Below are 24,925 nucleotides of genomic sequence, written 5' to 3'. Positions count from 1 at the left end.
GGCTGGTGCAGCGCGTTGCCGGGCACAACGCGAAGGCCCGCCCTGGCGCGGCGGAAACGGTAAAAGCGGGAGTGCCGTGTGAAAATTACTGGCGCGGCGTGCAGCAACACCGGCCCATGCGGCGGGCGCGGGCCGGATTCAAACGCGCTTTCCGGCGTGCCGCAGCACCATCGCGCCCAGCGGCAGCGCCAGCCCGAAGGCGACGTAGACCAGCGCCAGCATGCCGGGCGACAGCCGGCGCTCGAAGCCAGGGGTGAGGCGATGCGGCGTGCACTTCAGGTCGACGAAGCACGCAATGCCGGCAATCGCCAGGCCGCCGAGCACGCGCGTCGGCGCCGTGGGGTATGCGGCAGGACGCGTGCTGGGGTGGACATCGCCATGTGTGGCGCCGACGGCCATCGCGCCTTCGTAGAACGCCGCCCAGAACACCGACATCGCATGATGGATGACATAGCCCAGCACGGTATGCCGCACCGAGGGCCGGTTGGCATGCACGGCACGTTCGCCCCAGACCCAATGGCTGACGGCGTTGACCGGCGCGAAGGCGCTGCCGCAGTCGACGCTGCCGCCGCAGGCCAGCATGCCGGTGGAGAGCAGGCTGGCGCAGGTGCCCGAGACCACGGCGCGGCGCAGCACCGTGGCCCCATCCACCGGGTGCTGGTGCTCGGCGCCAGCGGCTTTATCGGCCGCCATGCCTGCGCCGCAATGCTGGCTGGAGGATTCCATGTGATAGCGGGCGTGCGGCGCGTGCCCGCGCACGATGCACCCGAAGCGCCGCACAGCGGCCATGCCTGCACGGCAAGCGAATTCCGTGCCGTCGATTTCGCGCGGATGACCGCGGCAGCGGACTGGGCGCCGCTGCTGGCCGATGTCGACGCGGTGGTCAACCTGGTCGGCATCTTCCGCGAGACCGCGACGCAGCGCTTCGACGTGCTGCACCGCGCCGCGCCGCAGGCGCTGTTCGATGCCTGCCAGCGCCAGCGCGTGCGGCTGGTGGTGCAGATGTCGGCGCTGGGTGCCGACGAACACGCGCTGACCGATTTCCATCGCAGCAAGCGCACCGCCGACCAGCACCTGCTCGGGCTCGGCATCGATGCCGTGGTGTTGCAGCCGTCGCTGGTGTTCGGTGCCGACGGCACCAGTGCGCAGTTGTTCTGCGCGCTGGCGACGCTGCCCTGCCTGGCGCTGCCGGGCGGCGGCAGGCAGCCGGTGCAGCCGGTCCATGTCGACGACGTGGCGCAGGCCATCGTGGCATTGCTGGCCGAATGGGGCGGCACAGTGCCATGGCGCTCCGGCCGGCTCGCGCTGGTGGGCCCGGCGCCAATGCCGCTGGCCGGCTACCTGCAGGCGTTGCGCCATGGCCTGGGTTTGCGCGGCAAGGCCTGGCTGTTGCCGCTGCCGCGCGCGCTGGCCCGCGCCGTGATGCCGCTGGCCGAACGCGCCACCGGCGGCGTGCTGGGGCGCGATGCGCTGACCATGCTGGACCAGGGCAGCGTGGCGGAGCCGTCCGGCCTTGCCCGCGTGCTCGGGCGGACGCCGCTCGCGGTGCCCGACTTCATACCGCCGGGACTGCGCGGCGCGTTGCGCGCGCAGGCGCTGCAGCGCTGGATCCATCCGCTGCTGCGCTGGAGCCTGGCCTTGGTGTGGATCGTTACCGCGGCGGTTTCGCTGGGGCTGTACCCGGTGGCCGACAGCTATGCCTTGCTTGCGCGCGCGGGCGTGCCGCCGGCGCTGCAGCCGCTGGCACTGTATGGCGCCGCGCTGCTCGACCTCGCCTTCGGCGTGCTGTGCGTGCTGCCGCGGCGCCCGCGCTGGCTGTGGCTGGCGCAGATCGCGCTGATCCTGGGCTACACGGCGATCATCAGCGTGCGCCTGCCGGAATACTGGCTGCATCCGTATGGCCCGCTCAGCAAGAACGTGCCGATGCTGGCCGTGCTGTGGTGGCTGCACCTGACCGAGGAGCGGGCATGGACTACGTCACGCTGAAATGGCTGCATATCCTGTCGGCCACCTTCCTGTTCGGCACCGGCGTGGGCAGCGCCTTCTACCTGGTCGGCGCGACGCTCACGCGCAATGTCCGCACGGTTGCCGCCACCGCGCGCATGGTGGTGATCGCCGATTGGATCTTCACCGCTTCGACGGCAATACTGCAGCCGCTGACCGGCTATGCGCTGGTGAAGATGGCCGGGTTCTCGTGGTCGGTGCCGTGGCTGAAGTGGTCGGTGGTCCTTTATGCCGTCGCCATTGCCTGCTGGCTGCCGGTGGTCTGGCTGCAGAAGCGCATGCGCGACGTGGCGCTGGACTGCACCGGGCCCCAGCTGCCGCGCGCCTACTGGCGCCTGTTCTGGTGGTGGTTCGGGCTGGGGTTTCCGGCGCTGCTCTCGTTCCTGGCCATCTTCTACCTGATGGTGGCCAAGGTCAGTTGAACAAAAAACGGCGAGGCCGCTGTCGCGCGCCTCGCCGTGAACCGATCGGACCCGCTCAGTTGAGGTGGCCGACCGCGCGCAGGTACTCGTTCTTTTTCTCGAAGATCAGCCCGCTCAGGAACGCGGCGTCGTAGGCGGCCAGCAGGTGAGGGTGGTGTTCCTCGATATAGCGGGCCACCCGTCCTTTTTCGCATTCGATGCCGCACAGCCATTCATACATGGCGGCGTCCCAGCGAAAGCGCAGCCCCAGTTCGATGAAGGCCGCGTTATACGCCGCGAGCTGGGTCTCGCGCGGGATCGGCTGGTTGTCGGCGCCGACCGTGATCGCGGCGTGGCGGCTTTCCTGCTGGGCTGGGTTCATGCTGGTCTCCTCGGATGCGCGCTGGCAGTTGGGTTGAGACAAGCATAGGGAGGGCGAAGGATTTACGATAATTAAAGTTTCATAGTAAAACCATAAGTTATCGTTTATACAACTGTTCAGGCATCCTGGCGGATCAAGCCTTCCACCCCCGTGATGGTCTGGATCAGGTCGGCGCCTTCTTCCATCAGGAACTGCTTGAACGCCAGCGCCACCGGCGGCAGCCGCTTGTTCTTGCGGTGCACCACGTACCAGTTGAGCATCACCGGAAAGCCTTCGATATCGAGCACGGCAAGCTTGCCTGCCTGCAGTTCCAGGCCCACCGTATGCGCCGACAGGAAGGCGATGCCCATATTGGCGATCACGGCCTGCTTGATGGTCTCGGTGCTCTTGATTTCCATGGCGATGCGCAGGTTCGACAGCCGGCCGGCAAAGCCCTCCTGCATCGAGTTCCAGGTGTCCGAGCCCTTCTCGCGCGAGACAAAGGCCTCGTCGGCCAGTGCGGCCAGCGGGATCTTGCGCTTGCCCACCAGCGGGTGGCTGGGCGCGGCGACGATCACGTAGGGGTGCGGGGCAAAGGCCTCATTGATGGTATCCATGCCCTCGGGCGGGCGCACCATCACGGCAAGGTCGGTCAGGTTGCCGGCCAGCTGGTGCAGCAGTTCTTCGCGGTTATGCACGGCCAGGTTCAGCGTCACGCCCGCGTGGCGGTCCATGAATTCCGCCAGCAGCCGTGGAAAGAAGTAATCGCCGGCGCTGATCACCGCGACATTGAGGCGCCCGCCGGAGATGCCCTTGAGCTGCGACATGGCGTCTTCGGCCTCGCGGAACTGCTGGATGATGCTGCGGCTGTAATGCAGCATTTCATGGCCCGCCGGGGTCAGGTAGATCTTCTTGCCGAGTTGCTCGAACAGCGGCAGCCCCACGTGGTGTTCCAGTTGCCGCACCTGTGTCGACACCGCGGGCTGGGTCAGGTGCAGTTCCTCGGCGGCGCGGGAAAAGCTCATATGGCGGGCAACGGTCTCGAAGACCTTCAGCTGCCGCAGGGTGGCGTTCTTCATCCGGCTCCCGTCCTATAAACGATCCGCTATATAAACGATAAAAAACTTTATGCATTACTGATCTTAGATTCAAGTAGCATCAATCGTCAGCTTTTCCATGACCCGCCCGAATCCGGCACTCCGGCAGGAGCCCGCCGCCGGCCACCAGCACGGCCGATAACAACGATGGCTGCCGACAGCCACGCCAAACACCAAGGAGACTACCGTGACCGGACCGAACGCAACCGCGCGTGCCCCGCGGCGCCGTGCCATGCCTGAAGACAACAGGCTTAGCCCCAGCCAGGCCGGCATGGGGCAGGGGAGCAGGCCATGAATATCTCGCTCCCGCAACTGAAGGCGTTTGCCGCCGTGGCGCGGCACAAGAGCTTTACCCGCGCCGCGGTCGAATTGGGCCTGACGCAATCCGCGGTCAGCCGCAGCGTGCGCGAGCTGGAAGAAGAGATCGACCAGCGGCTGTTCGACCGCACCACGCGCCAGGTGGAACTGACCGACGCGGGCCAGCACCTGTCCCAGCGCATCTGCCACCTGATCGAAGAGGTGGAGCAGACCTTGCGCGACAGCCAGAGCGCCAGCCGCCCGTGCCAGGGCCTGGTGCAGATCGCGTCGGACCCGGTGCTGAGCTCGATGTCGCTGCCGACCTGGCTTGCCGGGTGCCGGCAGGCGTGGCCGGCAATCGCCATCCACCTGAAGGACCGTCCGCAGGAATCGGTGCTGCAGAGCGTGCGCAGCGGCGAGGTCGACTTCGGCATCGCCACCGATCCGCGCGCCGGCGATGACCTGTATTGCGAGCCGTTGTGCGTTGACCCCTATTACGCCGTCCTGCCCGCCAAGCACCCGCTGGCCCAGCACGACACGGTAGGGTGGGGCGACCTGTGCGATGCCAGTGTACTGACGCTGGACCAGCAGTGCGGCGTGCAGCCCGTGGTGGAAAAGGCGCTCAGCAGCTATCACGTGCGCGCCGGTTCGCTGCAGTTGCTGGGCCATTTCGCGGCGGTGTTCGGCATGGTGGCGCTGGGGCTGGGCATTGGCGTGGTGCCGTCGCGGGCGCAGGCCGGTGGCATGCATCCGGCCGCCGTGATGCGGCCGCTGCGCCCGCAAGTGACATCGACAGTGATGCTGGTGCGGCGCAAGAGCCGGTCGCTCAAGCCCAACGCCGCCGCGATCTGGGACACCTTGCGTGGCCAGGAGTACCAGGAGCCGCCTGTTCGCAGGCGCGAAGCGACGACGGTGTAAGCAGGAGGGCCCGGCAACGGGTGGAGTTGGATTAGTGCAAAACCTCTATTGATATATTACATACAGGATATTTACACATAGTGCGGCGCAGCATATAATGAAAACTCCTGATCACAACGTTCGGAGTTTTCAAAATGGAAGTCGCTCTTCTCGTCGCCCTTGGCCTGGCCCTGATTGCTGTCGGTGTGGGCGTGACCACGCTGCTGGCCACGCGCCTGCCCATGGATGTTCTGGTAACCGCGCAGGATCACGGCCGCTTTGCCGGCCTGGGCTCGAACCAGCACAGCGACGGCGTGGGCCGCACCAGCGCGTCGCGCATCGTGCCGGCCGCTGGCGAACTCGCCTATGCCTGAAGCACGCCGGCGCGCAGCGCTTTCGCGCTGAAGCGCCGTTGGCAAGGGCTGTAGCGGCCGGCATCCCTTGCGACCATTACGGCGAGCACGGCCGCCACTCTCCTCATCCCTCCTTATCTTCCTCTCAGTTCGCTATAGCGAACGCCCTGGCGCCTCTTCGCGCGCGTTTCTGGTCTCGCCATCGGCGCTGTGTGTGCCAGGACCCGAGTGGATTCAACGACCTGCCATATCGAAACGGACACGGCCAGGCATCCATGTCTGCATCTAGGGACTTTCCCGAACTGATCGTTTTCCCGGTTTTTCGATGGCGCGATCCCCGGCATGCTTGCGGATGCCGTGCGTTGGCCGATTTATGATCCAACGCGAGGTAACTGCTTGATTTCCAATGACTCTTGATGTCGCCGGAACCGACATTGATGCTGCGTGCACACCAGTCGCACGCACGCAGTGACGGTTAAGGCGCCAGGTAACGCGGCTGAATGCTGCACAGCCGCGACGAATACGCTTGACTTACCTGATATATCACATACCGTATAGCACTAGAACGGCTCAGCTGTTCTTCGACCGAGAGTCAACGCAGAGGCGTCTACAGGCGCCCATCTTCCACCTTGGCGGTTCGCCGCTATAAGGAGACATCATGGAATTGCAGCAGACGGAGTCCACGTCGCGCTTTGCGTCGCCGTGGGTGCAACTGGTATTCGGCGTGATCTGCATGGCGATGATCGCCAACATGCAGTATGGCTGGACCCTGTTCGTCAACCCGATCGACGACAAATACGGCTGGGGCCGTACCGCGATCCAGGTCGCATTCACCATCTTCGTTGTGACCGAAACCTGGCTGGTGCCGATCGAGGGCTACCTGGTCGACAAGTACGGCCCGCGCCCGGTGGTGGTGGGCGGCGGCCTGCTGTGCGCGGTGGCCTGGGCGCTCAACTCGGTGGCGTCCTCGCTGCCCATGCTTTACGTCGCGGCGGCCATCGGCGGCCTGGGCGCGGGCGCGGTGTATGGCACCTGCGTGGGCAATGCGCTGAAGTGGTTCCCGAATCGCCGCGGCCTGGCGGCGGGGATTACCGCGGCGGGCTTCGGCGCCGGCTCGGCACTCACCGTGGTGCCGATCGCCAACATGATCAAGACCTCGGGCTATGAAGCGGCATTCCTGTGGTTCGGCCTGGGCCAGGGGCTGGTGGTATTCATCCTCGGCATGGCCCTGTACCCGCCGTCGGCCAAGATCCTGAGCGAGGTCAAGACCACGCTGAAGACTGCCGCCACCTACAACGCGTCGCCGCGCGAGGTGCTGAAGTCGCCGATCTTCTGGGTCATGTACGCGATGTTCGTGATGATGGCCGCCGGCGGCCTGATGGCCACCGCGCAGCTGGGCCCGATCGCCAAGGACTTCGGCCTGCACGAGGCGCCGATCTCCATCCTCGGCCTGACGCTGCCGGCGCTGACCTTCGCGCTGACCATCGACCGCGTGCTCAATGGCCTGACGCGTCCGTTCTTCGGCTGGATCTCCGACCATATCGGGCGTGAACGCACCATGTTCTTCGCCTTCGCGGTCGAGGCCGTCGGCATCCTGCTGCTATCGAAGTACGGCCACCATCCGGTTGCCTTCGTGGTGCTGACGGGCGTGGTGTTCTTCGCCTGGGGCGAGATCTACAGCCTGTTCCCGGCCACCTGCGGCGACACCTTCGGGCCCAAGTTTGCCGCCACCAATGCCGGCCTGCTGTACACCGCCAAGGGCACGGCCGCGTTGCTGGTGCCGTTCTCCAGCGTGATCACCGCCGCCACCGGCAGCTGGCATGCGGTGTTCATGGTGGCCGCTGGCATGGCGGCGCTGACCGCGGCGATGGCGCTGTTCGTGCTCAAGCCCATGCGCGAGGCCCATGCCCGCAAGTACGTGCATGCCAACACGGCGGCGCCGATGGGCTACCGTACCGTGCCCGAAGACCTGACCTGATGAAGAAAGCAGTACGGCACCCACCGGCGCCGGCAGTACCCGGGCGCGTGCGGCTGCGATGCCTGCACAGCCGCCGCGCGCGGTAGCACAATACGACAACAACAAGGCACGACAGGAGGGCGGCCCGCCGGGCGCCTTCCTGATCGCGCAGCGCATACCCCACAATCAACATCCAGGCACGCCATGAACCAGGTTGTCATTCCCCTCGAGGCGACGGGCCTCAGCCGGCAGCGCAAGCGCCGCCAGCCCAAGGGCCGGCAGGTCGACGCGGCCGCGCTGGCCGAAGTGCGCGTGGCGCTGGGCGACATGCCCCGCCGGCGCGACCTGCTGATCGAACACCTGCACTGCATCAACGACCGCTACGGCCAGCTCGCCATGCCGCACCTGGTGGCGCTGGCCAGCGAGCTGCGGCTGTCGATGACAGAGGTCTACGAGGTCGCCACCTTCTACCACCACTTCGACGTAGTGCGCGAGGATGCCGACGGCCAGATCGCGCCGCCGCCCGCGCTGACCGTGCGCGTATGCGAAGGCATTGCCTGCGAGCTGGCCGGTGCGCAGGCGCTGATCGACAAGCTGCCGGCGCTGCTCGGCACCGAGGTGCGCGTGATCGCCGCCCCCTGCATCGGCCGCTGCGAGAAGGCGCCCGCCGCGCTGGTCGGGCAGAACCCGGTCGACCATGCAAGCGCCGAGGCGATCGGCACCGCCGTGCAGGCCAAAGCGGTGCGCCATGCGCCCGAACCCCATATCGACTACGACGCTTACCGGCGCGACGGCGGCTATGCCTTGCTGAAGGACCTGGCCGGCGGCGGGGTCGATCCGGCCGCGGTACTCGCCACGATGGAAGATTCCGGCCTGCGCGGCCTGGGCGGCGCGGGCTTCCCGACCGGGCGCAAATGGCGCATCGTGCGTGGCGAAGCCGCGCCGCGGCTGATGGCGGTCAATATCGACGAAGGCGAGCCCGGCACCTTCAAGGACCGCGTCTACCTGGAACGCGATCCGCACCGCTTCCTCGAGGGCATGCTGATCGCGGCGCGCGTGGTCGACGTGGCGGCGATCTACATCTACCTGCGCGACGAGTACGCCGGCTGCCGCGCGCTGCTGGCCGAAGCCTTGCGGCAACTGCAGCAGGACCCGCCGGTTCCGGGCCTGCCGCGCATCGAGCTGCGTCGTGGCGCGGGCGCGTATATCTGCGGCGAAGAATCGGCGATGATCGAATCGATCGAAGGCAAGCGTGGCATGCCGCGGCTGCGCCCGCCCTATGTGGCACAGGTGGGCCTGTTCGGCCGGCCGACGCTCGAGCACAACTTCGAAACCCTGTACTGGGTGCGCGACATCATCGAGAAGGGCGCCGAGTGGTTTGCCTCGCAGGGGCGCAACGGGCGCAAGGGGCTGCGTTCGTTCTCGGTCTCTGGCCGGGTCAAACGACCTGGCGTGCACCTGGCGCCGGCCGGGATCACGGTGCGCGAGCTGATCGACGAATACTGCGGCGGCATGCTCGACGGCCATGCGTTCTACGGCTACCTGCCGGGCGGCGCGTCGGGTGGCATCCTGCCGGCGGCGCTGGGCAATATCCCGCTGGACTTCGACACGCTGCAGCCCTACGGCTGCTTTATCGGCTCGGCCGCGATCGTGATCCTGTCCGACCACGACAGCGCCACGCAGGCGGCGCGCAATCTGATGCATTTCTTCAAGCATGAGTCGTGCGGGCAATGCACGCCGTGCCGCACCGGCACGGCCAAGGCGCTGGACCTGATCCGCCAGCCGAAGTGGGACCTGGCGGCGCTGGATGACCTGTCCGCGGTGATGCGCGATGCCTCGATCTGCGGCCTGGGACAGGCCGCGCCGAACCCCGTCGACTGCGTGATCAAGTACTTCCCGCACGAACTGGCCTGATGCTGGCCCGAGCCTGAGAGACAGACATGAATGCACTGACCCGCGCCGAACGCGCGCTAGTCGAATCCGCCGAGCCAGCCGTCACCTTTACGCTCAACGGCCGTGAAGTCAGCGCGCAGCCCGGCGAAAGCCTGCTGAAGGTGGCGCAGCGCGAAGGCTTCGACGTGCCGCACCTGTGCTACAAGGACGGCCTCGAGCCTGCCGGCAATTGCCGCGCCTGCATGGTCGAGATCCAGGGCGAGCGCGTGCTGGCGCCGTCCTGCTGCCGCTATCCCGCCGCAGGCATGCAGGTGCAGACCGAATCCGAGCGCGCCCGGCGCGCCCAGCGCACCGTGCTGGAGCTGCTGCAGTCGGACATGCCGGAAGCGGAATACACGCGCAACAACGAGCTTGACCAATGGGCGGCGAAGCTGGAAGTCGGCAAGCCGCGCTTCGCCCCGCGCGAGCGCGTGGCGGCGGACCTGTCGCATCCTGCCATCGCGGTCAACCTGGATGCCTGCATCCAGTGCACCCGCTGCCTGCGCGCCTGCCGCGACGAACAGGTCAACGACGTGATCGGCCTGGCGCTGCGCGGCGACGATGCGCGCATCGTGTTCGACATGGACGACCCGATGGGCGCCTCCACCTGCGTCGCCTGCGGCGAATGCGTGCAGGCCTGCCCGACCGGCGCGCTGATGCCCGCGCGCGATGCCGCGCTGGCGGTGCCGGACAAGCAGGTGGAATCGGTGTGCCCGTACTGCGGCGTCGGCTGCCAGCTGACCTACAACGTCAAGGACAACCGCATCCTGTTCGTGGAAGGGCGCGACGGCCCGGCCAACCACCAGCGCCTGTGCGTGAAAGGCCGTTACGGCTTTGACTACGTCCAGCATCCGCAGCGGCTGACGGTGCCGCTGGTGCGCCGCGACGGCGTGCCCAAGCAGGGCGATTTCGTCATGGATCCCGACCATGTGATGGACGTGTTCCGCGAAGCCAGCTGGGAAGAGGCGCTGGCGCTGGCCGGCGGCAAGCTCGCGCAGATCCGCGACACCCATGGCAAGCGCGCGCTGGCCGGGTTTGGCTCGGCCAAGGGCAGCAATGAAGAGGCCTACCTGTTCCAGAAGCTGGTGCGCACCGGCTTCGGCAGCAACAACGTCGATCACTGCACGCGGCTGTGCCATGCGTCGTCGGTGGCGGCGCTGCTGGAAGGGATCGGCTCGGGCGCGGTGTCGAACCCGGTGATGGACGTCGACAAGGCCGAGGTGGTGATCGTGATCGGCGCCAACCCGACCGTGAACCACCCGGTCGCGGCCAGCTGGATCAAGAACGCGGTGAAGAACGGCACCAAACTGATCGTGGCCGATCCGCGCCGCTCCGACCTGGCGCGCTTCGCCTGGCGCTTCCTGCAGTTCAAGCCCGATGCCGACGTGGCGCTGCTCAACGCGATGATGCATGTGATCGTCAACGAGGGCCTGGTTGACCGGGATTTCATCGACAGCCGCACCATCGGCTTCGACGAGCTGCAGCGCAATGTGGCCGCGTACAGCCCCGAGCTGATGGCACCCATCTGCGGCATCGATGCCGAGACCATCCGCGAGGTCGCGCGCGTCTATGCCACCTCGAAGGGTTCGATGATCCTGTGGGGCATGGGCGTCTCGCAGCACGTACATGGCACCGACAACGCGCGCTGCCTGATCGCGCTGGCGCTGATGACGGGCCAGATCGGCCGGCCCGGCACCGGCCTGCATCCGCTGCGCGGGCAGAATAACGTGCAGGGCGCTTCCGACGCGGGGCTGATCCCGATGATGTACCCGGACTACCGGCGCGTCGACGACCCGCTGGCGATCGCCAGCTTCGAGGCGCTGTGGGGCATGCCGCTGGACCGCCAGCCGGGCCTGACCGTGGTCGAGGTGATGCAGGCGATCGAGCGTGGCGAAGTGCGCGGCATGTACATCATGGGCGAGAACCCGGCGATGTCCGATCCCGACGCCGAGCATGCGCGCGAAGCGCTGGCCTCGCTCGACCACCTGGTGGTGCAGGACATCTTCCTGACCGAGACGGCGTACCTGGCGGACGTGGTGCTGCCGGCCTCGGCCTTCCCCGAGAAGACCGGCACCTTCACCAACACCGACCGCACCGTGCAGCTCGGCCGGCAGGCGCTGAATCCGCCGGGGCAGGCGCGCCAGGACCTGTGGATCATCCAGCAGATGGCGGCGCAGCTGGGGCTGGACTGGCGCTACGACAGCGTGGAGGACGTGTTCAACGAGATGCGCCAGGCAATGCCGAGCATCGGCGGCATGACCTGGGAGCGCCTGGAGCGCGAGCACGCCGTGACCTATCCATGCATGGAAGAGGGCGATCCGGGCGAGCCGGTGATTTTCACGGACAGCTTCCCGACCGCCACCGGCCGGGGCCGCTTTGTCCCCGCCGACATCATTCCGGCCGCGGAGCGTCCCGATGCGGACTATCCGATGGTGCTAATCACCGGGCGCCAGCTGGAGCACTGGCATACCGGCAGCATGACGCGCCGTGCCGGCGTGCTCGACGCGCTCGAACCCGATCCGGTGGCGCTGGTGCATCCGCTGGACCTCGACGCGCTGGGCGGCACGCCGGGCGGCGTGGTCACGCTGTCGTCGCGGCGCGGCGAGGTCACGCTGTATGCGCGCGCCGATGCCGGCACGCCGCGCGGCGCGGTGTTCGTGCCGTTCTGCTACTACGAGGCGGCGATCAACAAGCTGACCAACGCGGCGCTGGACCCGTTCGGCAAGATTCCCGAGTTCAAGTATTGCGCGATCAGGATGACGGCGGGCGGCGCGGTGCCGGTGCAATCAAGCTATGGCGGCGGGCAGATCCTGGAGCCCGCTTCGGCCTAGCCGCGCGGACCGGTGGTGTTTCGCATCGCACGCGGGACACCACCTCGACCTCAATAATTCATCGTCACATTGAGCATGGCGACGCGCGGATTGCCCACCGGCAGCACGTTGTTGTTCAGGCCGCCCGCGTAGTACATCTTGTCGAACACGTTCTTGACGTTGAATGCCGCGCGCCAGTGCGAGGCGACGTAGCCGACGGCAAGATCGGCGACGGCGTAGCCCGGCACGGTGTAGTTGAAGCTGTAGCCGCGCTTGGCGCTCTCGCCCCGCACGCCGGCACCGACATACCAGCCGGCCAGCGCGCCACGCAGGCGATACTGGCTCCAGACCGAGAAGCTGTGCCGGGGCACGCTGTTCAATGGCTTGCCGACGTTGGCGGCGGTGGTGTCCTCGGTGACTTCGCTGGCGATATAGGCGTAGGCCGCCGACACGCTGAGGCCGTTGCCGAGATCCTGCGTCAGTTCCACTTCCAGCCCGCGCGAGCGCTGTTCGCCCACGGCCACGCTGAATCCCGTATTGACCGGATCGCTGCTGAGCACATTGGTGCGCGTCAGGTCGAACGCGGCCAGCGTCAGCAGGCCGGTCTTGTCCGGCATGTCGAACTTGACGCCCACCTCGTACTGGCGGCCCTTCTCGGGCTTGAAGGTGGCGCCGCTGGCATCGGTGCCGGCGTTCGGCAGGAACGACGTGGCGAAGCTTGCGTACGGCCGCGCCCAGTTCGTCAGGTCGTACATTACGCCCGCGCTGCCGGTGACGGCGTTGCTGTCGTTGGTGTTGCGCGATGATGCCAGCCGGTCCGTCGTGCCGGTCCGCGCCGATTCGTAGCGCACGCCGCCGGTCACGGTCCAGCGCTCGGCCAGGCGCACCTGGTCGCGCAGGTAAAGGCCGAGCGCATCCAGCGTATCGGTTGCATCCAGGTTATAGGCGGGCGGGCAGTTGATGCTGGCGCCGTAGACCGGGTGGTAGACGTTCAGCGCGGCGACGCGGCACGTCTTCTGCAGGCGGTCTTCCTTCGTATGCCGGTAGTCGATGCCGAAGGTCACGCTGTGGGCGTGCCCCGTGAATGCAAAGGTCCGCTGCACGTTGGTGTCGACGCCGAACGAATTTCCCGAAAAGCTCTGCTGCGTGCCGCTGCGGTTCATCGACTGGCTGTTGAGCGCCATGGTGCCGGCCGAGACCAGCGTACCAGTCAGCGACGATGTCTGGTAGCGCAGGTTCTGGTTCAGGGTCCAGCCGGAGTCGAACCGGTGCGTCAACGCGTAGCCGATGCGGTTCTGCTCGCCGTCATAGGACGGCGCATGCGGTTCGCCGATAAAGCGGTTGGCCGGCACCACGCCATTGCGGTTCGGCACCAGGGTGCCATTCACGGGCAGGCCCTGCTGGCGCACGTAGTTGCGCTGGTTGTGGCTGGCCAGGATGGTGAAGTCCGTGCGCGCGCCAAGGTCGAGCGTCAGCGACGGCGCGATCCAGCGGTTGCGATACCAGACAAAGTCGGTCGGATCGTCGCTGTTCATCAACAGCCCGTTCAGGCGGAACGCCGCCTTGCTGTCGTTGGCCAGCGGCGTGCCCACGTCGACCGTCATCTGCCGGAAGCCGTAGTTGCCGACGGTCAACCCCAGTTCGCCGAACAGTTCCGCGCGCGGGCGCTTGCTGACCATGTTGACCAGGCCGCCGGGCTGCACCGCGCCGAACAGTATCGAGGCCGGCCCCTTGAGCACTTCCACGCGCTCCACGCCGAACAGCTCTTGCGCCACGCGGTTGTTGCTGTCGACCAGCAGGCCGTCGGCAAAGACTGATTCCGAGGCACGCTGGCCGCGGATGATGAAGTCGTCCCAGCCGCGCCGACCATAGGTGTTGGTGACCACGCCGGCCGAGTTCTGCAGCGCGTCGCCGAGGTTCTGTGCCTGCTGGCTGTCGAGCAGGTCGCGCGTGATCACGGTGATCGATTGCGCGGCGTCGGCCGCGGCTTCGCCCGACTTGGTCACGCCGGCCGCCCGGCGCGTGGCGAAACCGACGTCGGCCTGCCCCTCACCGGCGGCGCTGACCGTCACGGACGGCAGCGTGGCAAGTTCTTCGGCGGCGTGGGAGACAACGGCAGGCAGCAGCAGCGAACTGGCGGCGGCAGGTATGGCAAGACGGCGGAAGAGCATGACGGCCCGGGACAAAAGCAAAGGCCGAATAATAAATGAGAATAATTCGCGTTTCTAGAGGTTTTGTCCATGCGGGTTCAGTTGCTTCGTCAACACGCTAAAGACGGCGAGATGGCGAAATGGCGCCGCGGTCGCTCACATGGTCTCGTCGCGATCCTCGATCACCGAAATATCCCAGCACGACATAAACAGCGCGGCAAGCAGCGGGCCTATCACAAAGCCGTTGATGCCAAACACGGACATGCCGCCCAGGGTCGAGATCAGCACGACCCAGTCCGGCAGCTTGGTGTCCTTGCCGACCAGGATTGGGCGCAGCAGGTTGTCCACGGCGCCAATGACAAGGGTACCGATGGCAATCAGCGCGATACCTTTCCAGACCGGGCCGGCCAGCAAGAAATACACTGCGGCCGGACCCCAGACCAGCGCGGCGCCAATGGCCGGCAGCAGGGAGAGGAACGCCATCAGCGTGCCCCACAGCAACGCTCCATTGATGCCCAGCAGCAGGAAGGCCAGCCCACCCAGGATTCCCTGAACCGCCGCCACCACGACGTTGCCCTTGACCGTGGCGCGCACGACGGTGGTGAACCGGCCCACCAGCCGGCGGGTGTGGGCGTCGCTCAGCGGGATCGCCTCGCGGAAGCGATGGGCAATGACCGTACCGTCCCGCAGCAGGAAAAACACCAGATACAGCATGACGCCGAGGCCCACGGCGAACTGCAGCGTGTTCTGGCCAATGGCGACAGCCTGAGCCGCCATGAACTGGCTGATGCGGGCGGCACCTTCAGTCAGTTTCGCTTGCAATCCCGCTACGTCGGCCAATCCGACTTCATTCAGCCATGCCTCGACGGAATCGGGCAGGGCCTGTACGGCCGTCTGGAAGTACTGGGCGAAATCCCATTTGCCGGTCTTGATCTGGTTGTAGGCAAGGGCCACTTCCTGCGCGAGCGTGGCAATCATCAGGAACACCGGGACAATGGCCATCAGCACGCAGACCAGCAGCGTGGTCAACGCTGCGAGATTTTCCCGGTTGCGCAAGCGCACCGTCAGCTTGCGGTGCATGGGGTGAAACAGGATGGCGAGGATGGTGCCCCAGAGGATCGCGCTGTAGAAGGGCAGCAGTATCCAGATGAACGCAATGGTGACGGCGACCAGAAGGATGTAAAAGCCTTTCAGATTGCGCATCGCATTGTCGATGAGTAGATGTGCCCCGGGAACGATGCCGATGATACTCTGACACTACCCTTCGGCGTCAGCGGGAGCGCTTCCGAACGAGTTTCGCTCCATGATCTGGTGATCCCTGCCGTGGATCAGCAGCTCGACCTTTGCGCGCCTGGCTTTTTCCATGCCGGTAGCGATCGCATGGTCCATCGAAGTGAAGCGCTGCTGGTTGCCGGAGCGGCCCTCCGCTTCGACTGCCCAGCCATTATGGGTTGGCACGACATGGATATTCTTGCCTGGCATGGCGCTCTCCCGGAGTTGGCAGTACGAGTGTCTGCGGTGTGCAGCCGGCCAGCTATCGGGCATCGTCTGACAACACCGTCGGACTGACGGAAGAATCACGCAAGCCAGGCGCGACAACGCCCGCCTGGTGCCGTGGCGGGCGTTCTTCGGTGACAAGGGCAGTGCCAGGGCGGCTCAGCTCATCTTGTCGAGGATCCCCTGCATCTCGTCGACGTCGAAGGCGCGCAGCGTCTGCGTGCGCACGTTGCCCAGCGCGCCGACCGCCAGCCCGAACGCGGTCATGCTGGCGTCATCCTGGGCCTCGACGGTCAGCACGATGTCATATTTGCCCAGGGTCCAGTAGATGTCTTTCATCTGCACCCCGAAGCGCGCGCCCATCTCGCGCACCGCGGCGGCGCGCTTGGTGGTGTCCTTGACGGCGCGGATGCCCTGGTCGGTGAAGCTGGCTAGCACGATATAGCGGGTCATGGCGGGATCTCCGGTAAGGATCGATCGAACGCCGTCCCGGCTGCGCGCACGCGACCGATCGCAGCAAGCCGGGGCAGTGGTTCAGGGCGTCCCGGCGCAGCACCGGGGGAACCTGAGCAACCCCACAGCGATGCATATCGCGCGCCAGCCGACGTGGCGCGCCGCGCAGCGGGAGATGCCACGGCGCCGGACCACGCGGCGCGGCACGCGGTGTATCAGTCCTGATACAGCGGCTGCCTTAGTCCTGTGCCGGCCCGGTGTCGCCACCCTCCGGCGCGTCCAGTGCGCGCATGTTGTCCAGCAGCTTCAGCAGGTAATGCAGCGTGTGGGTCAGGTCGTTGGTGGAGAAGCCGTCCAGCGCCTGCTCGTAGTACTGCCGGATCTTCGGCTGCGCCTGGTGCAGCCAGACCTCGCGGCCCGGCTCGCTCATCCGCACCAGCCGCGAGCGGCGGTCGCGCCCGTCAGGCGCCAGCGTGACGTGGCCGTCCCGTTCCATCCGGCCGACCAGCCCGGACAGGTTCTGGCGGCTCACCATCAGGTACCGCGCCAGATCCCCGACGCTCATGCCATCAGCGGCCTCCGGCCGCGACAGCGCGCCCAGAACTGCCCACTGCTGCGTCGTCAGGCCTTCCGCTTCGACGGCTCGCGACCCCGTTTTATGCAACATGTTTGCGCATTGGTAGAGGCGGAAGAACAGCCGGTTGGCCAATTCCATGCGGGCGGTGGTGGGGAGTTCGCCTCCCTGTTCGGGGTTAACCATAGTCATGTCCAAAGATTCGATGCCTTGCGAACAGGGCCGACCGCACCTATTATACGTCAATATATTTACGTAAGGGATGGGGCATGTGGCGGCGGCACCGCCGGCACGATAGCACCGGAACCCTGAAAGGAGAACGGCTGTGCAAGGACTCGAAGGCAAGACGGTCATCGTGACCGGCGGTGGCGGCGGTATCGGTGGCGCAACCTGTTTGCGTTTTGCGCGTGCGGGCGCGGCTGTCGGCGTGCTCGACCTGAACCCGGAGGCAAGCGAACGCGTGGCGGCGCAGATCCGCGATGCGCGCGGCCGCGCATTGTCCGTGCGCTGCGACATCACCGATCGCGCCAGCGTCGACGCTGCGCTAGCAGCGGTGGAGCAGGAGCTGGGCCCCATCGACGTGCTGGTCAATAACGCCGGCTGGGACGTGTTCCGACCGTTCGTCAAGACCGAGCCGGCGCAGTGGGAGCGGCTGATTGCCATCAACCTGACCGGCGCGCTGCACATGCACCACGCGGTGCTGCCGGGCATGGTGGCGCGCCAGCGCGGGCGCATCGTCAATGTCGCCTCCGACGCCGCGCGCGTGGGCTCGTCCGGCGAGGCCGTGTATGCCGCGTGCAAGGGCGGGCTGGTGTCGTTCTCCAAGACCATCGCGCGCGAGCATGCGCGCCACGGCATCACCGTGAACGTGGTGTGCCCGGGCCCGACCGAGACGGCGCTGTTCGACGCCTACAAGCAGGGCGCGGGCAACCCCGACAAGCTGGTGGAAGCCTTCACCCGATCGATCCCGCTGGGCCGCATCGGCCAGCCCGACGACCTGCCCGGCGCGGTGCTGTTCTTCGCCGGCGACGACGCCGCCTTTATCACCGGACAGGTGCTGAGCGTGTCGGGCGGCCTGACCATGAACGGCTGAGTGCAACCCACTGCCAGACAGACAACGGGGACGACCATGCAATACGAAGACATCCGCTATGAAGTGCGCAACGGCGCGGCCTGGATCATCATCAACCGCCCGGAAAAGATGAACGCCTTCCGCGGCCGCACCTGCGACGAACTGATCCACGCCATCAACCGCGCCGGCTATGACCGCGAGATCGGCGCCATCGTGCTGGCCGGCGCCGGCGACAAGGCCTTCTGCACCGGCGGCGACCAGTCCGCGCACGAAGGCCAGTACGACGGCCGCGGCACCATCGGCCTGCCGATGGAAGAACTGCACAACGCCATCCGCGACGTGCCCAAGCCGGTGATCGCACGCGTGCAGGGCTATGCCATCGGCGGCGGCAACGTGCTGTGCACGATCTGCGATTTCACCATCGCCTCGGACAAGGCCGTGTTCGGGCAGGTCGGGCCCAAGGTTGGCTCGGTCGATCCCGGCTATGGCACCGCCTTCCTCGCACGCGTGGTCGGCGAAAAGAAGGCGCGTGAGATCTGGTACCTGTGCCGCCGCTACTCCGCCGCCGAAGCGCTGGCGATGGGGCTGGTCAACGCCGTGGTGCCGCACGAGCAGCTCGACGCCGAAGTGCAGAAGTGGTGCGACGAGATCCTGGACAAGAGCCCGACCGCGATCGCCATCGCCAAGCGCTCGTTCAACATGGACACGGCGCACCAGGGCGGCATCGCCGGCATGGGCATGTACGCGCTCAAGCTCTATTACGACACCGAGGAATCGCGCGAGGGCGTGCGCGCCTTCCAGGAAAAGCGCAAGCCGGACTTCCGCAAGTACGCGAAGTAAGCCGACCGGACCGCGCGGAGACGACCATGACTCCCTACCTAGACGAAGACCTGATGGCGCTGGCGGAACACGCGCGCCGCTTTGCCGATGCGCGCGTCGCGCCCGGCTGCCTGGAGCGCGACCGGACCCGCGTGCTGGACCGCGCGCTGATGCGCGAGATGGGCGAGATGGGCTTTATCGCGCCCGAGTTGCCGGAGCAGTATGGCGGGCAGGCCATGGGCTCGCTCGCGGCGGGCGTGATCCACGAAGCGGTGGCGCGCGCCGACCTGAGCCTGTCGTATATCAACCTGCTGGCTTCGCTGAACGGGCAGATCCTCGCGCACCACGCGCGGCCGCAAATCGCCGGCCCGTGGCTGCAGCGCCTGACGCGCGGCGAAGCACTGCTGGCGATCGCGCTGACCGAGCCGCGCGGCGGCTCCGACGCCGCCAACCTGCGCCTGCGCATGGAACGCGACGGCGACGCCTACGTGCTCAACGGCGAGAAGACTTCGATCTCCGCCGCCGACCAGGCCGACGCCGCGGTGGTATTCGCGCGCAGCGGTTCGGTGGAGTCGGGGGCGCGCGGCGTGTCGGCGCTGCTGGTGCCGATGGACCTGCCGGGCATCACCCGCAACCGCTTCGACTGCCATGGCCAGCGCGCCATCGGGCGCGGCTCGGTCTTTTTCGAGAACGTGCGCGTGCCGGCCAGCCACCTGCTGGGCCGGGATGGCGAGGGCTTCGTGCAGGTGATGCAGGGCTTCGATTTCTCGCGCGCGCTGATCGGGCTGCAGGTGCTGGCGGTGGCCCAGGCCGCGCTGGACGAAACCTGGGCCTATGTGGCGCAACGCCAGGCCTTCGGCAAGCCGCTGTCGGCGTTCCAGGGCGTGTCGCACCCGCTTGCCGATTTCCAGACCCAGGTGACCGCGGCGCGCCTGCTGTGCCTGCAGACGCTGTGGCTGAAGGACCATGGCTTGCCGCATACCGCGGAGGCCGCGATGTGCAAGTGGTGGGCGCCCAAGCTGGCTTACGACGCGGTGCACCAGTGCCTGCTGTGCTTCGGCCATGGCGGCTACGACCGCGGCGTGATGGAGCAGCGCCTGCGCGACGTGCTCGGCTTCCAGATCGGCGACGGCACCGCGCAGATCATGAAGACCATCATCGCGCGCACCCGCGCGGGGCGCGAGGCGGTACCGGCCTGACCCGCCGTCCGCGCCACGACTGGCAGCACACAACAACGAGGAGACCGCCTTGGATTTCGACGCCGTATTGATCGCGCCGCGCCGTGCCGCCAGTGTTGCCGCCGGGCACTGGCAGGACCGTACCATCAACGACTATCTTGCCGCATGCGTGCGGGACCGGCCCGACGCAACCGCGTTGACGGCGCTCAGCATCGAGCGTGAAGACGTGACGCGCTTCACCTGGCGGGAGCTGGCCCGCATGGCCGATCGTGTGGCGGTAGGCCTTTCGCGCCTAAGCATCGTTGCCGGCGACGTGGTCTCATGCCAGTTGCCCAACGGCTGGCACCTGAGCGTGCTGTACCTGGCCTGCGCGCGGCTGGGCGCGGTGCTCAACCCGGTCATGCCGATCTTCCGCGAGCGCGAGCTATCGTTCATGCTGGCGCACGCGCAAAGCAAGGTGGTGGTCGTGCCGAACGCGTTCCGCGGCTTCGATCATGCGCAGATGCTGCGGGGTTTGCGCGATGCGCTGCCCGCGCTGCGTCATGTCGTCGTGATGGATGGCGATGGCGACGACAGCTTCGAGGCGCTGCTGAGCGGCCCGGCCTGGGAAGACCACGCCGATGCCGCCGCCATCCTGCTGCGCAGCTGCCCCGGTCCGGATGACGTCACGCAGCTGATCTACACCTCCGGCACCACCGGCGAACCCAAGGGCGTGATGCATAGCGCCAACACGCTGTTCTCCAACATCGTCGCCTATGCAGGCCGGCTGCGACTCACCTGCGACGACGTGGTGCTGATGGCCTCGCCGATGGCGCACCAGACCGGCTTCATGTACGGCCTGATGATGCCGGTGATGCTGGGTGCGCATGCGGTGCTGCAGGACATCTGGGACCCCGCGCGCGCCGCCGCGCTGATCCGCGACGAGGGCGTGACCTTTACCATGGGTTCCACGCCATTCCTGACCGACCTGGCGCGCGTGGTGGCCGAGTCCGGCGTGCCAGTGCCGAGCCTGCGGATCTTCCTGTGCGCGGGCGCGCCGATTCCGGGCGCGCTGGTCGAGCAGGCACGGCAGGCGCTGGGTGCGAAGATCGTGTCGGCATGGGGCATGACCGAGAACGGCGCGGTCACCACGACGCTGCCCGAGGACAGCGACGAGCGCGCGTCGACCACCGACGGCCGCCCGTTGCCCGGCGTGGCGATCCGCGTGGTCGACGGTACCGGTGCGGAGGTGCCGGTGGGCGCGACCGGCCGGCTGCTGGTGCGCGCCTGTTCCAACTTCGGCGGCTACCTGAAGCGCCCGCAACTGAACGGCACCGATGCCGACGGCTGGTTCGACACCGGCGACCTGGCCCGGCTGAACGCGGACGGTTACCTGCGCATCGCCGGCCGCAGCAAGGACGTGATCATCCGCGGCGGCGAGAACATCCCCGTGCTGGAAGTCGAGACCCTGCTGTACCGGCATCCCGCGGTGGCGCAGGTGGCGATCGTGGCCTATCCCGATGCGCGCCTCGGCGAGCGTGCATGCGCCTTCGTCGTGCCCCGGGCGGGGCAGTCCATCGACCTGGCGGCCATGGTCGACTGGCTCAAGCAGCAGAAGATGGCGCTGCAATACATTCCGGAGAAACTGGTGGTGCGGGACGCACTACCGGCAACGCCTGCCGGCAAGATCCAGAAGTTCCGGCTGCGCGAGATGCTGCTTGGCGAGGCTGGCTGACGCTGCGCCGGCCGATATCCCGCGCGCGGGCGCAAGGCCAGCGACTTTTTGTTCAATTGCAATTGCGCAATTAACCGCCATGACCCACACCCGTCCGCCAACGCGCCGGCGCGACAAGCGAGCAAGGCCTGTCGGCGGATGGCCGACGGGGTAACGGCCAGAGCCAGGTGACTCGGGTCAGCGGCCGGCGCCGGTATAGCCCTGGCTGCGCGGGCCCAGCCAGCGCCATAGCCGCTGTCGCCATGCGTCGGGAACGGGATCGGGCGCTGTCTTGCAGCGGGTGACGTGCAAGGAGGCGGCGGTGATCGCATACAGCTCGACATGGCCGGCATCGGACAAGGTAAAGCACTCGCTTGCCGTCAACGCCGTGTCCTTCGGATCGCCATCGCGGATCAGCCACAGCTCGCCCGCGGTGCAGCGCACCGCCACCCGTTCGCCGGGCCCGGCGACCAGCCGCAGCGAGCTGCGGGCGGGCAGGGTGGCGGTCATATCGTTGCTTACCAGGTACATGATGGTCTCCTGGTTCAGGTCACGGCCAGGCCGGCGGGTACCGGCTTCTCGCGTGGCGCGGATGGCGGCCGGATGAATTCGGCGATGCGCTGGATCACGGCGGGATCGCGCAGGATGCGGCGGTGCCCGAGGCCGGTGGTGGTTTCCAGCCGCGCGCCAGGCCAGGCGCCGGCGATGGCCGCGCCGTCTTCCCAGCGCACCTCCTTGTCGTCGCGGTCATGGATCACCAGGGTCGGCGGCACCGCGCGGGCGCGGCCCAGGTCCGGCACGTTGAAGGCCGACCATGGCATGCCCAGCCAGCGTTCGCTGTGACGCTGCATGCGGCCCAGCACCGCCGGCGCCACGCCCAGTTGCCACGCCAGCGCGGCGCATGCCGCGCGCATGTCGGCGGGCGCGCCCAGCAGCACCGCGGCGCTCGCCGGCAGGCCTTCGCGCAGCGCCAGCGCCGTCGCCGCGCCGCCCAGCGAATGTGCCACCACGGCGTGGACGGGGCCGGCATGCCATGCTGCCGCCAGCAGCGAGCGCGACATCTCCAGCACCGAAGTCTGCGCGGCGCCGCGCGCGCCGGCATCGGAGGCGCCGTGCGACAGCGCATCGAATGCCACGACCCGCATGCCCGCCGCCAACAAGCCGTCGATCACCGCATGCCACTGGCCCGCATGGCCGCCCCACCCATGGGCGAGCAGCACCACCGGCCCGGCGCTGCCCCAGCGGTAGACCCGCACCCGCCGGCTAGGTCCATGGCCGGTCACGAGGGCCCAGTCGGCGCGCGCACCGTCCAGCGCGTGCAGGGCGGCGGAGGTGGCGGCGCCCCGCGGCGGGCTGAACCAGATGCGCTCGAGCCGGCGCGCCGTCGCCGCGGGCATCAGCACGCTGCCCGCTTGCCAGCGCAAGCGCTGCAACCCCATCAGGGCACGCTGCACGGTGCCGTCGCGGCTGGCGGGCGCCGACGCATCGGGGTTGCGCAAGGCCGTCGCCGCCGCGGCGGGAGAAGGGGAAACCGGGGAAGGAGAAGAGACTGCTTGCGTCACGACCTGCACCTCCAATGGGTTCTGGATTGCGCGGCGTCATCGGAACCGGGCTGGCCGGAGGCGTCTCGCGCTTCTTAAAAGACCGACCAGTCGTGCTTTTTTCGGTACAAAAAAAGCCCGCCGGAGCGGTTTGCTGCCCGCCGGCGGGATAGCGCCGGCGCCGATGTCAGGTCCCCGCGGGATGGGGCGCGTCTGCCGCCGCGCGCGCAACCAGGGCCGCAAAGGCGTTCCGCGCCATCGCTTCCGCATCCTGGCGCCCCAGCAGCTTGAACGATTGCTGGAAGGCCATGCCGATGCCGGACAACTCGAAGGCGAACTGGCGCGGGTCGACTTTCGGCCCGAACTGGCCCTCTTCGATGGCGTCCCCCACCACCCGCGCGATGGTGCTGTGCCAGTCCTTCAACGACTGCACCACCAGGTCGCGGATCGAGCCGGGGCGGTCGCGATACTCCTGCCCCAGCGCGGTAAACAGGCACCGCCCCTGCGTCACCGTGCCGCCCAGCCATTCCAGGTAGCCTTCGAACAGCGCCTGCAAGCGCGGCATGCCGCGTGGCTGGCGCATCGCCGGCCGGATCACGATGTCGCCGAAACGCTCCACTGCCAAGTCCAGCACCGCCTGTTGCAGCATCTCCTTGGACTTGAAGTGCGCATACAGGCCGCTCTTGGACATATTGGTGTCGGCCGCCAGGGTGGCCAGCGACAACTGCTCGAAGCCGACCTTGGCGGCGGCGTCCAGCGCCTGCTCGATGATGGCTTTGCGGGTGAGGTGTCCTTTCTGCATGCAGCGAAGAATAGCACGACCGGTCGGTTTGTCAACGAAACCGGATGCATGGTAGTTGCCCCGACTTGCGTTGTTGTGTCCGGGAGGCCATAACGTCATACAGCTATGCATGTGACGTCAACGCAAATTCCGAGGGCCCGTTACTGTCAAGGCGGCGCGAAGGCGTTGTGCTCTGTCCGACGCTTGGATGGGCGCCTTCGGGTAGATGCCGGCGCAAGATGACGGGCCAGCAAGAAATCTGCACAAAGTGTTTCGGCGGTTACATACGGAACGCTTTGCGTGCTCTATACTCGAATGCACGTCCGCGCACTTTTTTTCACTGGTGACTGGAGACCGACATGAACAGTACAGCCGTGCCGAGAGGCGCTAGCGAACCGTTCCGGCAACTGCGGGCGCTGCGCCGCGCGCGCAAGCTCAAGCAGGAGGACGTCGCCCGCAAGGCGGGCATTTCCCGGGAGGCCTACCTCCGGGCAGAATCAGGCCAGGCCGACCCCCGCATGTCGACCTTCCTGGCGGCCTGCGAGGCCCTGGGCCTGGAAGTGGTGCTGGCGCCGCAGCACCTTGCCGCCGACGTCAACGCTTTCATTGCCAGCCGCAACGGCGGCGTGACCGCTGCCTCGATAGCCGGCCAGCCCGCTGGCAGCGCGCCGGCACCGGCCGCGACACCGGCCTCCGGCGGCGGTTTCGGCCCGGGTACCGGCGAGGGCCACAAACCGGTCTGATCCGCCTTCTGCCTGGCCGCGCGCATGCTTGTGCGGGCCGGTCCGGCAGCAGGCCTCCAGGCCACCCTCCGCAAGCGGCGCGTGCCCTCTGGCGCGCGCCGAGCCGCTTTTGTCCCGAGAGCCGTTTCTGGCACCGGACAGCCATGACGCCGCAGGCCTGACTGCCTGAGCCGGCGCTTTCAAGCCTTTTCTTCCTGCCGCTCTGGCGCCCGCCAGCGGCACCTTCCCAATTTCCCGCTTCGCCGCCTACAACTGCAAGTGCGCCGTGTGCTGCCCGTGCGCATCCGCGGTTTGACACGCCCGGTTCCGATGATT

At 67.3% G+C, this 24,925-nt stretch carries 23 protein-coding genes; 12 read left to right on the top strand and 11 right to left on the bottom strand.

Features of this window, described 5'->3' with window-relative positions; genetic code table 11:
• Positions 1 to 138: 138 nt before the first annotated feature.
• On the bottom strand, positions 139 to 693 hold the full coding sequence (locus tag GA0116996_RS09650; RefSeq protein WP_244159794.1) for a hypothetical protein: 555 nt from the start codon (positions 691 to 693) through the stop codon (positions 139 to 141).
• Positions 694 to 705: 12 nt separating this feature from the next.
• Between GA0116996_RS09650 and GA0116996_RS09645 the strand changes: the two genes are divergently transcribed.
• The gene (locus GA0116996_RS09645; protein ID WP_244159793.1) at positions 706 to 1,986 is read left to right on the top strand and encodes an SDR family oxidoreductase; all 1,281 of its coding nucleotides are present in this window, start codon (positions 706 to 708) and stop codon (positions 1,984 to 1,986) included.
• Positions 1,968 to 2,426, top strand: coding sequence for a DUF2269 family protein (locus tag GA0116996_RS09640; protein WP_092309954.1), 459 nt, complete (start codon positions 1,968 to 1,970; stop codon positions 2,424 to 2,426). The genes GA0116996_RS09645 and GA0116996_RS09640 overlap by 19 nt, the downstream gene beginning before the upstream one ends.
• 55 nt (positions 2,427 to 2,481) lie before the next feature.
• On the opposite strand, the gene GA0116996_RS09635 is transcribed toward GA0116996_RS09640, so the two are convergent.
• Together GA0116996_RS09635 and GA0116996_RS09630 are read right to left on the bottom strand one after the other, a co-directional pair.
• Positions 2,482 to 2,787 (bottom strand): HAD family hydrolase, encoded by a 306-nt coding sequence (locus tag GA0116996_RS09635; protein WP_012356314.1) that lies wholly within the window; start codon positions 2,785 to 2,787, stop codon positions 2,482 to 2,484.
• A 116-nt stretch (positions 2,788 to 2,903) separates the two neighbouring features.
• On the bottom strand, positions 2,904 to 3,845 hold the full coding sequence (locus GA0116996_RS09630) for a LysR family transcriptional regulator (RefSeq protein ID WP_092309951.1): 942 nt from the start codon (positions 3,843 to 3,845) through the stop codon (positions 2,904 to 2,906).
• Between the two features lie 309 nt (positions 3,846 to 4,154).
• Between GA0116996_RS09630 and GA0116996_RS09625 the strand changes: the two genes are divergently transcribed.
• The 5 genes from GA0116996_RS09625 to fdhF all read left to right on the top strand — a co-directional run bounded on the left by GA0116996_RS09625 (position 4,155) and on the right by fdhF (position 12,130).
• A complete protein-coding gene (locus tag GA0116996_RS09625) occupies positions 4,155 to 5,078 on the top strand; it encodes a LysR family transcriptional regulator (protein WP_092309948.1) in 924 nt (307 codons plus the stop codon).
• Between the two features lie 134 nt (positions 5,079 to 5,212).
• On the top strand, positions 5,213 to 5,431 hold the full coding sequence (locus tag GA0116996_RS09620; protein ID WP_092309945.1) for a hypothetical protein: 219 nt from the start codon (positions 5,213 to 5,215) through the stop codon (positions 5,429 to 5,431).
• Between the two features lie 637 nt (positions 5,432 to 6,068).
• The gene (gene oxlT, locus GA0116996_RS09615; RefSeq protein ID WP_092309942.1) at positions 6,069 to 7,388 is read left to right on the top strand and encodes an oxalate/formate MFS antiporter; all 1,320 of its coding nucleotides are present in this window, start codon (positions 6,069 to 6,071) and stop codon (positions 7,386 to 7,388) included.
• Between the two features lie 183 nt (positions 7,389 to 7,571).
• The gene (locus GA0116996_RS09610) at positions 7,572 to 9,281 is read left to right on the top strand and encodes an NADH-ubiquinone oxidoreductase-F iron-sulfur binding region domain-containing protein (RefSeq protein ID WP_092309939.1); all 1,710 of its coding nucleotides are present in this window, start codon (positions 7,572 to 7,574) and stop codon (positions 9,279 to 9,281) included.
• Between the two features lie 26 nt (positions 9,282 to 9,307).
• Complete coding sequence (gene fdhF, locus GA0116996_RS09605; RefSeq protein ID WP_092309936.1) at positions 9,308 to 12,130, top strand: formate dehydrogenase subunit alpha; 2,823 nt, start codon at positions 9,308 to 9,310, stop codon at positions 12,128 to 12,130.
• A gap of 50 nt (positions 12,131 to 12,180) precedes the next feature.
• On the opposite strand, the gene GA0116996_RS09600 is transcribed toward fdhF, so the two are convergent.
• The 5 genes from GA0116996_RS09600 to GA0116996_RS09580 form a co-directional block, all read right to left on the bottom strand.
• The gene (locus tag GA0116996_RS09600; RefSeq protein WP_092309933.1) at positions 12,181 to 14,280 is read right to left on the bottom strand and encodes a TonB-dependent siderophore receptor; all 2,100 of its coding nucleotides are present in this window, start codon (positions 14,278 to 14,280) and stop codon (positions 12,181 to 12,183) included.
• Positions 14,281 to 14,415: 135 nt separating this feature from the next.
• The gene (locus GA0116996_RS09595) at positions 14,416 to 15,474 is read right to left on the bottom strand and encodes an AI-2E family transporter (protein WP_207781286.1); all 1,059 of its coding nucleotides are present in this window, start codon (positions 15,472 to 15,474) and stop codon (positions 14,416 to 14,418) included.
• Positions 15,475 to 15,516: 42 nt separating this feature from the next.
• The gene (locus GA0116996_RS09590; RefSeq protein ID WP_092309927.1) at positions 15,517 to 15,741 is read right to left on the bottom strand and encodes a DUF2188 domain-containing protein; all 225 of its coding nucleotides are present in this window, start codon (positions 15,739 to 15,741) and stop codon (positions 15,517 to 15,519) included.
• A gap of 174 nt (positions 15,742 to 15,915) precedes the next feature.
• Positions 15,916 to 16,209, bottom strand: a complete 294-nt coding sequence (locus GA0116996_RS09585) for a GYD domain-containing protein (RefSeq protein ID WP_092309924.1) — start codon at positions 16,207 to 16,209, stop codon at positions 15,916 to 15,918.
• Between the two features lie 238 nt (positions 16,210 to 16,447).
• Complete coding sequence (locus GA0116996_RS09580; protein ID WP_092309921.1) at positions 16,448 to 16,969, bottom strand: MarR family winged helix-turn-helix transcriptional regulator; 522 nt, start codon at positions 16,967 to 16,969, stop codon at positions 16,448 to 16,450.
• Positions 16,970 to 17,108: 139 nt separating this feature from the next.
• Here GA0116996_RS09580 and badH point away from each other — a divergent pair, with 139 nt between their 5' ends.
• From badH to aliA, 4 genes are read left to right on the top strand one after another with little or no spacing between them, the layout of a single operon-like run.
• On the top strand, positions 17,109 to 17,876 hold the full coding sequence (badH, locus tag GA0116996_RS09575; protein WP_092309918.1) for a 2-hydroxycyclohexanecarboxyl-CoA dehydrogenase: 768 nt from the start codon (positions 17,109 to 17,111) through the stop codon (positions 17,874 to 17,876).
• Between the two features lie 36 nt (positions 17,877 to 17,912).
• On the top strand, positions 17,913 to 18,695 hold the full coding sequence (gene badI / locus GA0116996_RS09570) for a 2-ketocyclohexanecarboxyl-CoA hydrolase (RefSeq protein ID WP_092309915.1): 783 nt from the start codon (positions 17,913 to 17,915) through the stop codon (positions 18,693 to 18,695).
• Positions 18,696 to 18,721: 26 nt separating this feature from the next.
• Positions 18,722 to 19,873: a cyclohexanecarboxyl-CoA dehydrogenase gene (gene aliB, locus GA0116996_RS09565; protein WP_092309913.1), complete on the top strand. Its 1,152-nt coding sequence runs from the start codon at positions 18,722 to 18,724 to the stop codon at positions 19,871 to 19,873.
• 49 nt (positions 19,874 to 19,922) lie between these two features.
• Positions 19,923 to 21,566 (top strand): cyclohexanecarboxylate-CoA ligase, encoded by a 1,644-nt coding sequence (gene aliA, locus GA0116996_RS09560; protein ID WP_092309910.1) that lies wholly within the window; start codon positions 19,923 to 19,925, stop codon positions 21,564 to 21,566.
• A 177-nt stretch (positions 21,567 to 21,743) separates the two neighbouring features.
• Here aliA and GA0116996_RS09555 read toward each other — a convergent pair whose 3' ends face one another.
• From GA0116996_RS09555 to GA0116996_RS09545, 3 genes are all read right to left on the bottom strand, one after another.
• On the bottom strand, positions 21,744 to 22,076 hold the full coding sequence (locus GA0116996_RS09555) for a DUF2917 domain-containing protein (RefSeq protein WP_092309907.1): 333 nt from the start codon (positions 22,074 to 22,076) through the stop codon (positions 21,744 to 21,746).
• A 14-nt stretch (positions 22,077 to 22,090) separates the two neighbouring features.
• Positions 22,091 to 23,107 (bottom strand): alpha/beta fold hydrolase, encoded by a 1,017-nt coding sequence (locus tag GA0116996_RS09550; RefSeq protein WP_092311168.1) that lies wholly within the window; start codon positions 23,105 to 23,107, stop codon positions 22,091 to 22,093.
• A 166-nt stretch (positions 23,108 to 23,273) separates the two neighbouring features.
• Positions 23,274 to 23,888 carry a TetR/AcrR family transcriptional regulator gene (locus GA0116996_RS09545; RefSeq protein WP_232348250.1) on the bottom strand — a complete coding sequence of 205 codons (615 nt, stop codon included), beginning with the start codon at positions 23,886 to 23,888 and terminating at the stop codon, positions 23,274 to 23,276.
• Between the two features lie 338 nt (positions 23,889 to 24,226).
• On the opposite strand from GA0116996_RS09545, the gene GA0116996_RS09540 reads away from it, so the two are divergent.
• Positions 24,227 to 24,610, top strand: a complete 384-nt coding sequence (locus tag GA0116996_RS09540; protein ID WP_092309901.1) for a helix-turn-helix domain-containing protein — start codon at positions 24,227 to 24,229, stop codon at positions 24,608 to 24,610.
• Positions 24,611 to 24,925 lie beyond the last annotated feature (315 nt).

It is taken from the genome of Cupriavidus alkaliphilus (assembly GCF_900094595.1).
Lineage (GTDB): Bacteria > Pseudomonadota > Gammaproteobacteria > Burkholderiales > Burkholderiaceae > Cupriavidus > Cupriavidus alkaliphilus.
This window is presented reverse-complemented; position numbering and strand designations above follow the sequence as displayed.

Bases quoted from the DNA above. Each gene is read 5' to 3' on its own strand.
- fdhF (WP_092309936.1), top strand. From the start codon at position 9,308: ATGAATGCACTGACCCGCGCCGAACGCGCGCTAGTCGAATCCGCCGAG.
- GA0116996_RS09555 (WP_092309907.1), bottom strand. From the start codon at position 22,076: ATGTACCTGGTAAGCAACGATATGACCGCCACCCTGCCCGCCCGCAGC.
- GA0116996_RS09620 (WP_092309945.1), top strand. From the start codon at position 5,213: ATGGAAGTCGCTCTTCTCGTCGCCCTTGGCCTGGCCCTGATTGCTGTC.
- GA0116996_RS09645 (WP_244159793.1), top strand. From the start codon at position 706: ATGCTGGCTGGAGGATTCCATGTGATAGCGGGCGTGCGGCGCGTGCCC.
- aliB (WP_092309913.1), top strand. From the start codon at position 18,722: ATGACTCCCTACCTAGACGAAGACCTGATGGCGCTGGCGGAACACGCG.
- GA0116996_RS09590 (WP_092309927.1), bottom strand. From the start codon at position 15,741: ATGCCAGGCAAGAATATCCATGTCGTGCCAACCCATAATGGCTGGGCA.
- GA0116996_RS09580 (WP_092309921.1), bottom strand. From the start codon at position 16,969: ATGGTTAACCCCGAACAGGGAGGCGAACTCCCCACCACCGCCCGCATG.
- GA0116996_RS09585 (WP_092309924.1), bottom strand. From the start codon at position 16,209: ATGACCCGCTATATCGTGCTAGCCAGCTTCACCGACCAGGGCATCCGC.
- GA0116996_RS09630 (WP_092309951.1), bottom strand. From the start codon at position 3,845: ATGAAGAACGCCACCCTGCGGCAGCTGAAGGTCTTCGAGACCGTTGCC.
- GA0116996_RS09650 (WP_244159794.1), bottom strand. From the start codon at position 693: ATGGCGGCCGATAAAGCCGCTGGCGCCGAGCACCAGCACCCGGTGGAT.
- GA0116996_RS09540 (WP_092309901.1), top strand. From the start codon at position 24,227: ATGAACAGTACAGCCGTGCCGAGAGGCGCTAGCGAACCGTTCCGGCAA.
- GA0116996_RS09640 (WP_092309954.1), top strand. From the start codon at position 1,968: ATGGACTACGTCACGCTGAAATGGCTGCATATCCTGTCGGCCACCTTC.
- badI (WP_092309915.1), top strand. From the start codon at position 17,913: ATGCAATACGAAGACATCCGCTATGAAGTGCGCAACGGCGCGGCCTGG.
- oxlT (WP_092309942.1), top strand. From the start codon at position 6,069: ATGGAATTGCAGCAGACGGAGTCCACGTCGCGCTTTGCGTCGCCGTGG.
- GA0116996_RS09545 (WP_232348250.1), bottom strand. From the start codon at position 23,888: ATGCAGAAAGGACACCTCACCCGCAAAGCCATCATCGAGCAGGCGCTG.
- GA0116996_RS09610 (WP_092309939.1), top strand. From the start codon at position 7,572: ATGAACCAGGTTGTCATTCCCCTCGAGGCGACGGGCCTCAGCCGGCAG.
- GA0116996_RS09625 (WP_092309948.1), top strand. From the start codon at position 4,155: ATGAATATCTCGCTCCCGCAACTGAAGGCGTTTGCCGCCGTGGCGCGG.
- GA0116996_RS09635 (WP_012356314.1), bottom strand. From the start codon at position 2,787: ATGAACCCAGCCCAGCAGGAAAGCCGCCACGCCGCGATCACGGTCGGC.
- GA0116996_RS09600 (WP_092309933.1), bottom strand. From the start codon at position 14,280: ATGCTCTTCCGCCGTCTTGCCATACCTGCCGCCGCCAGTTCGCTGCTG.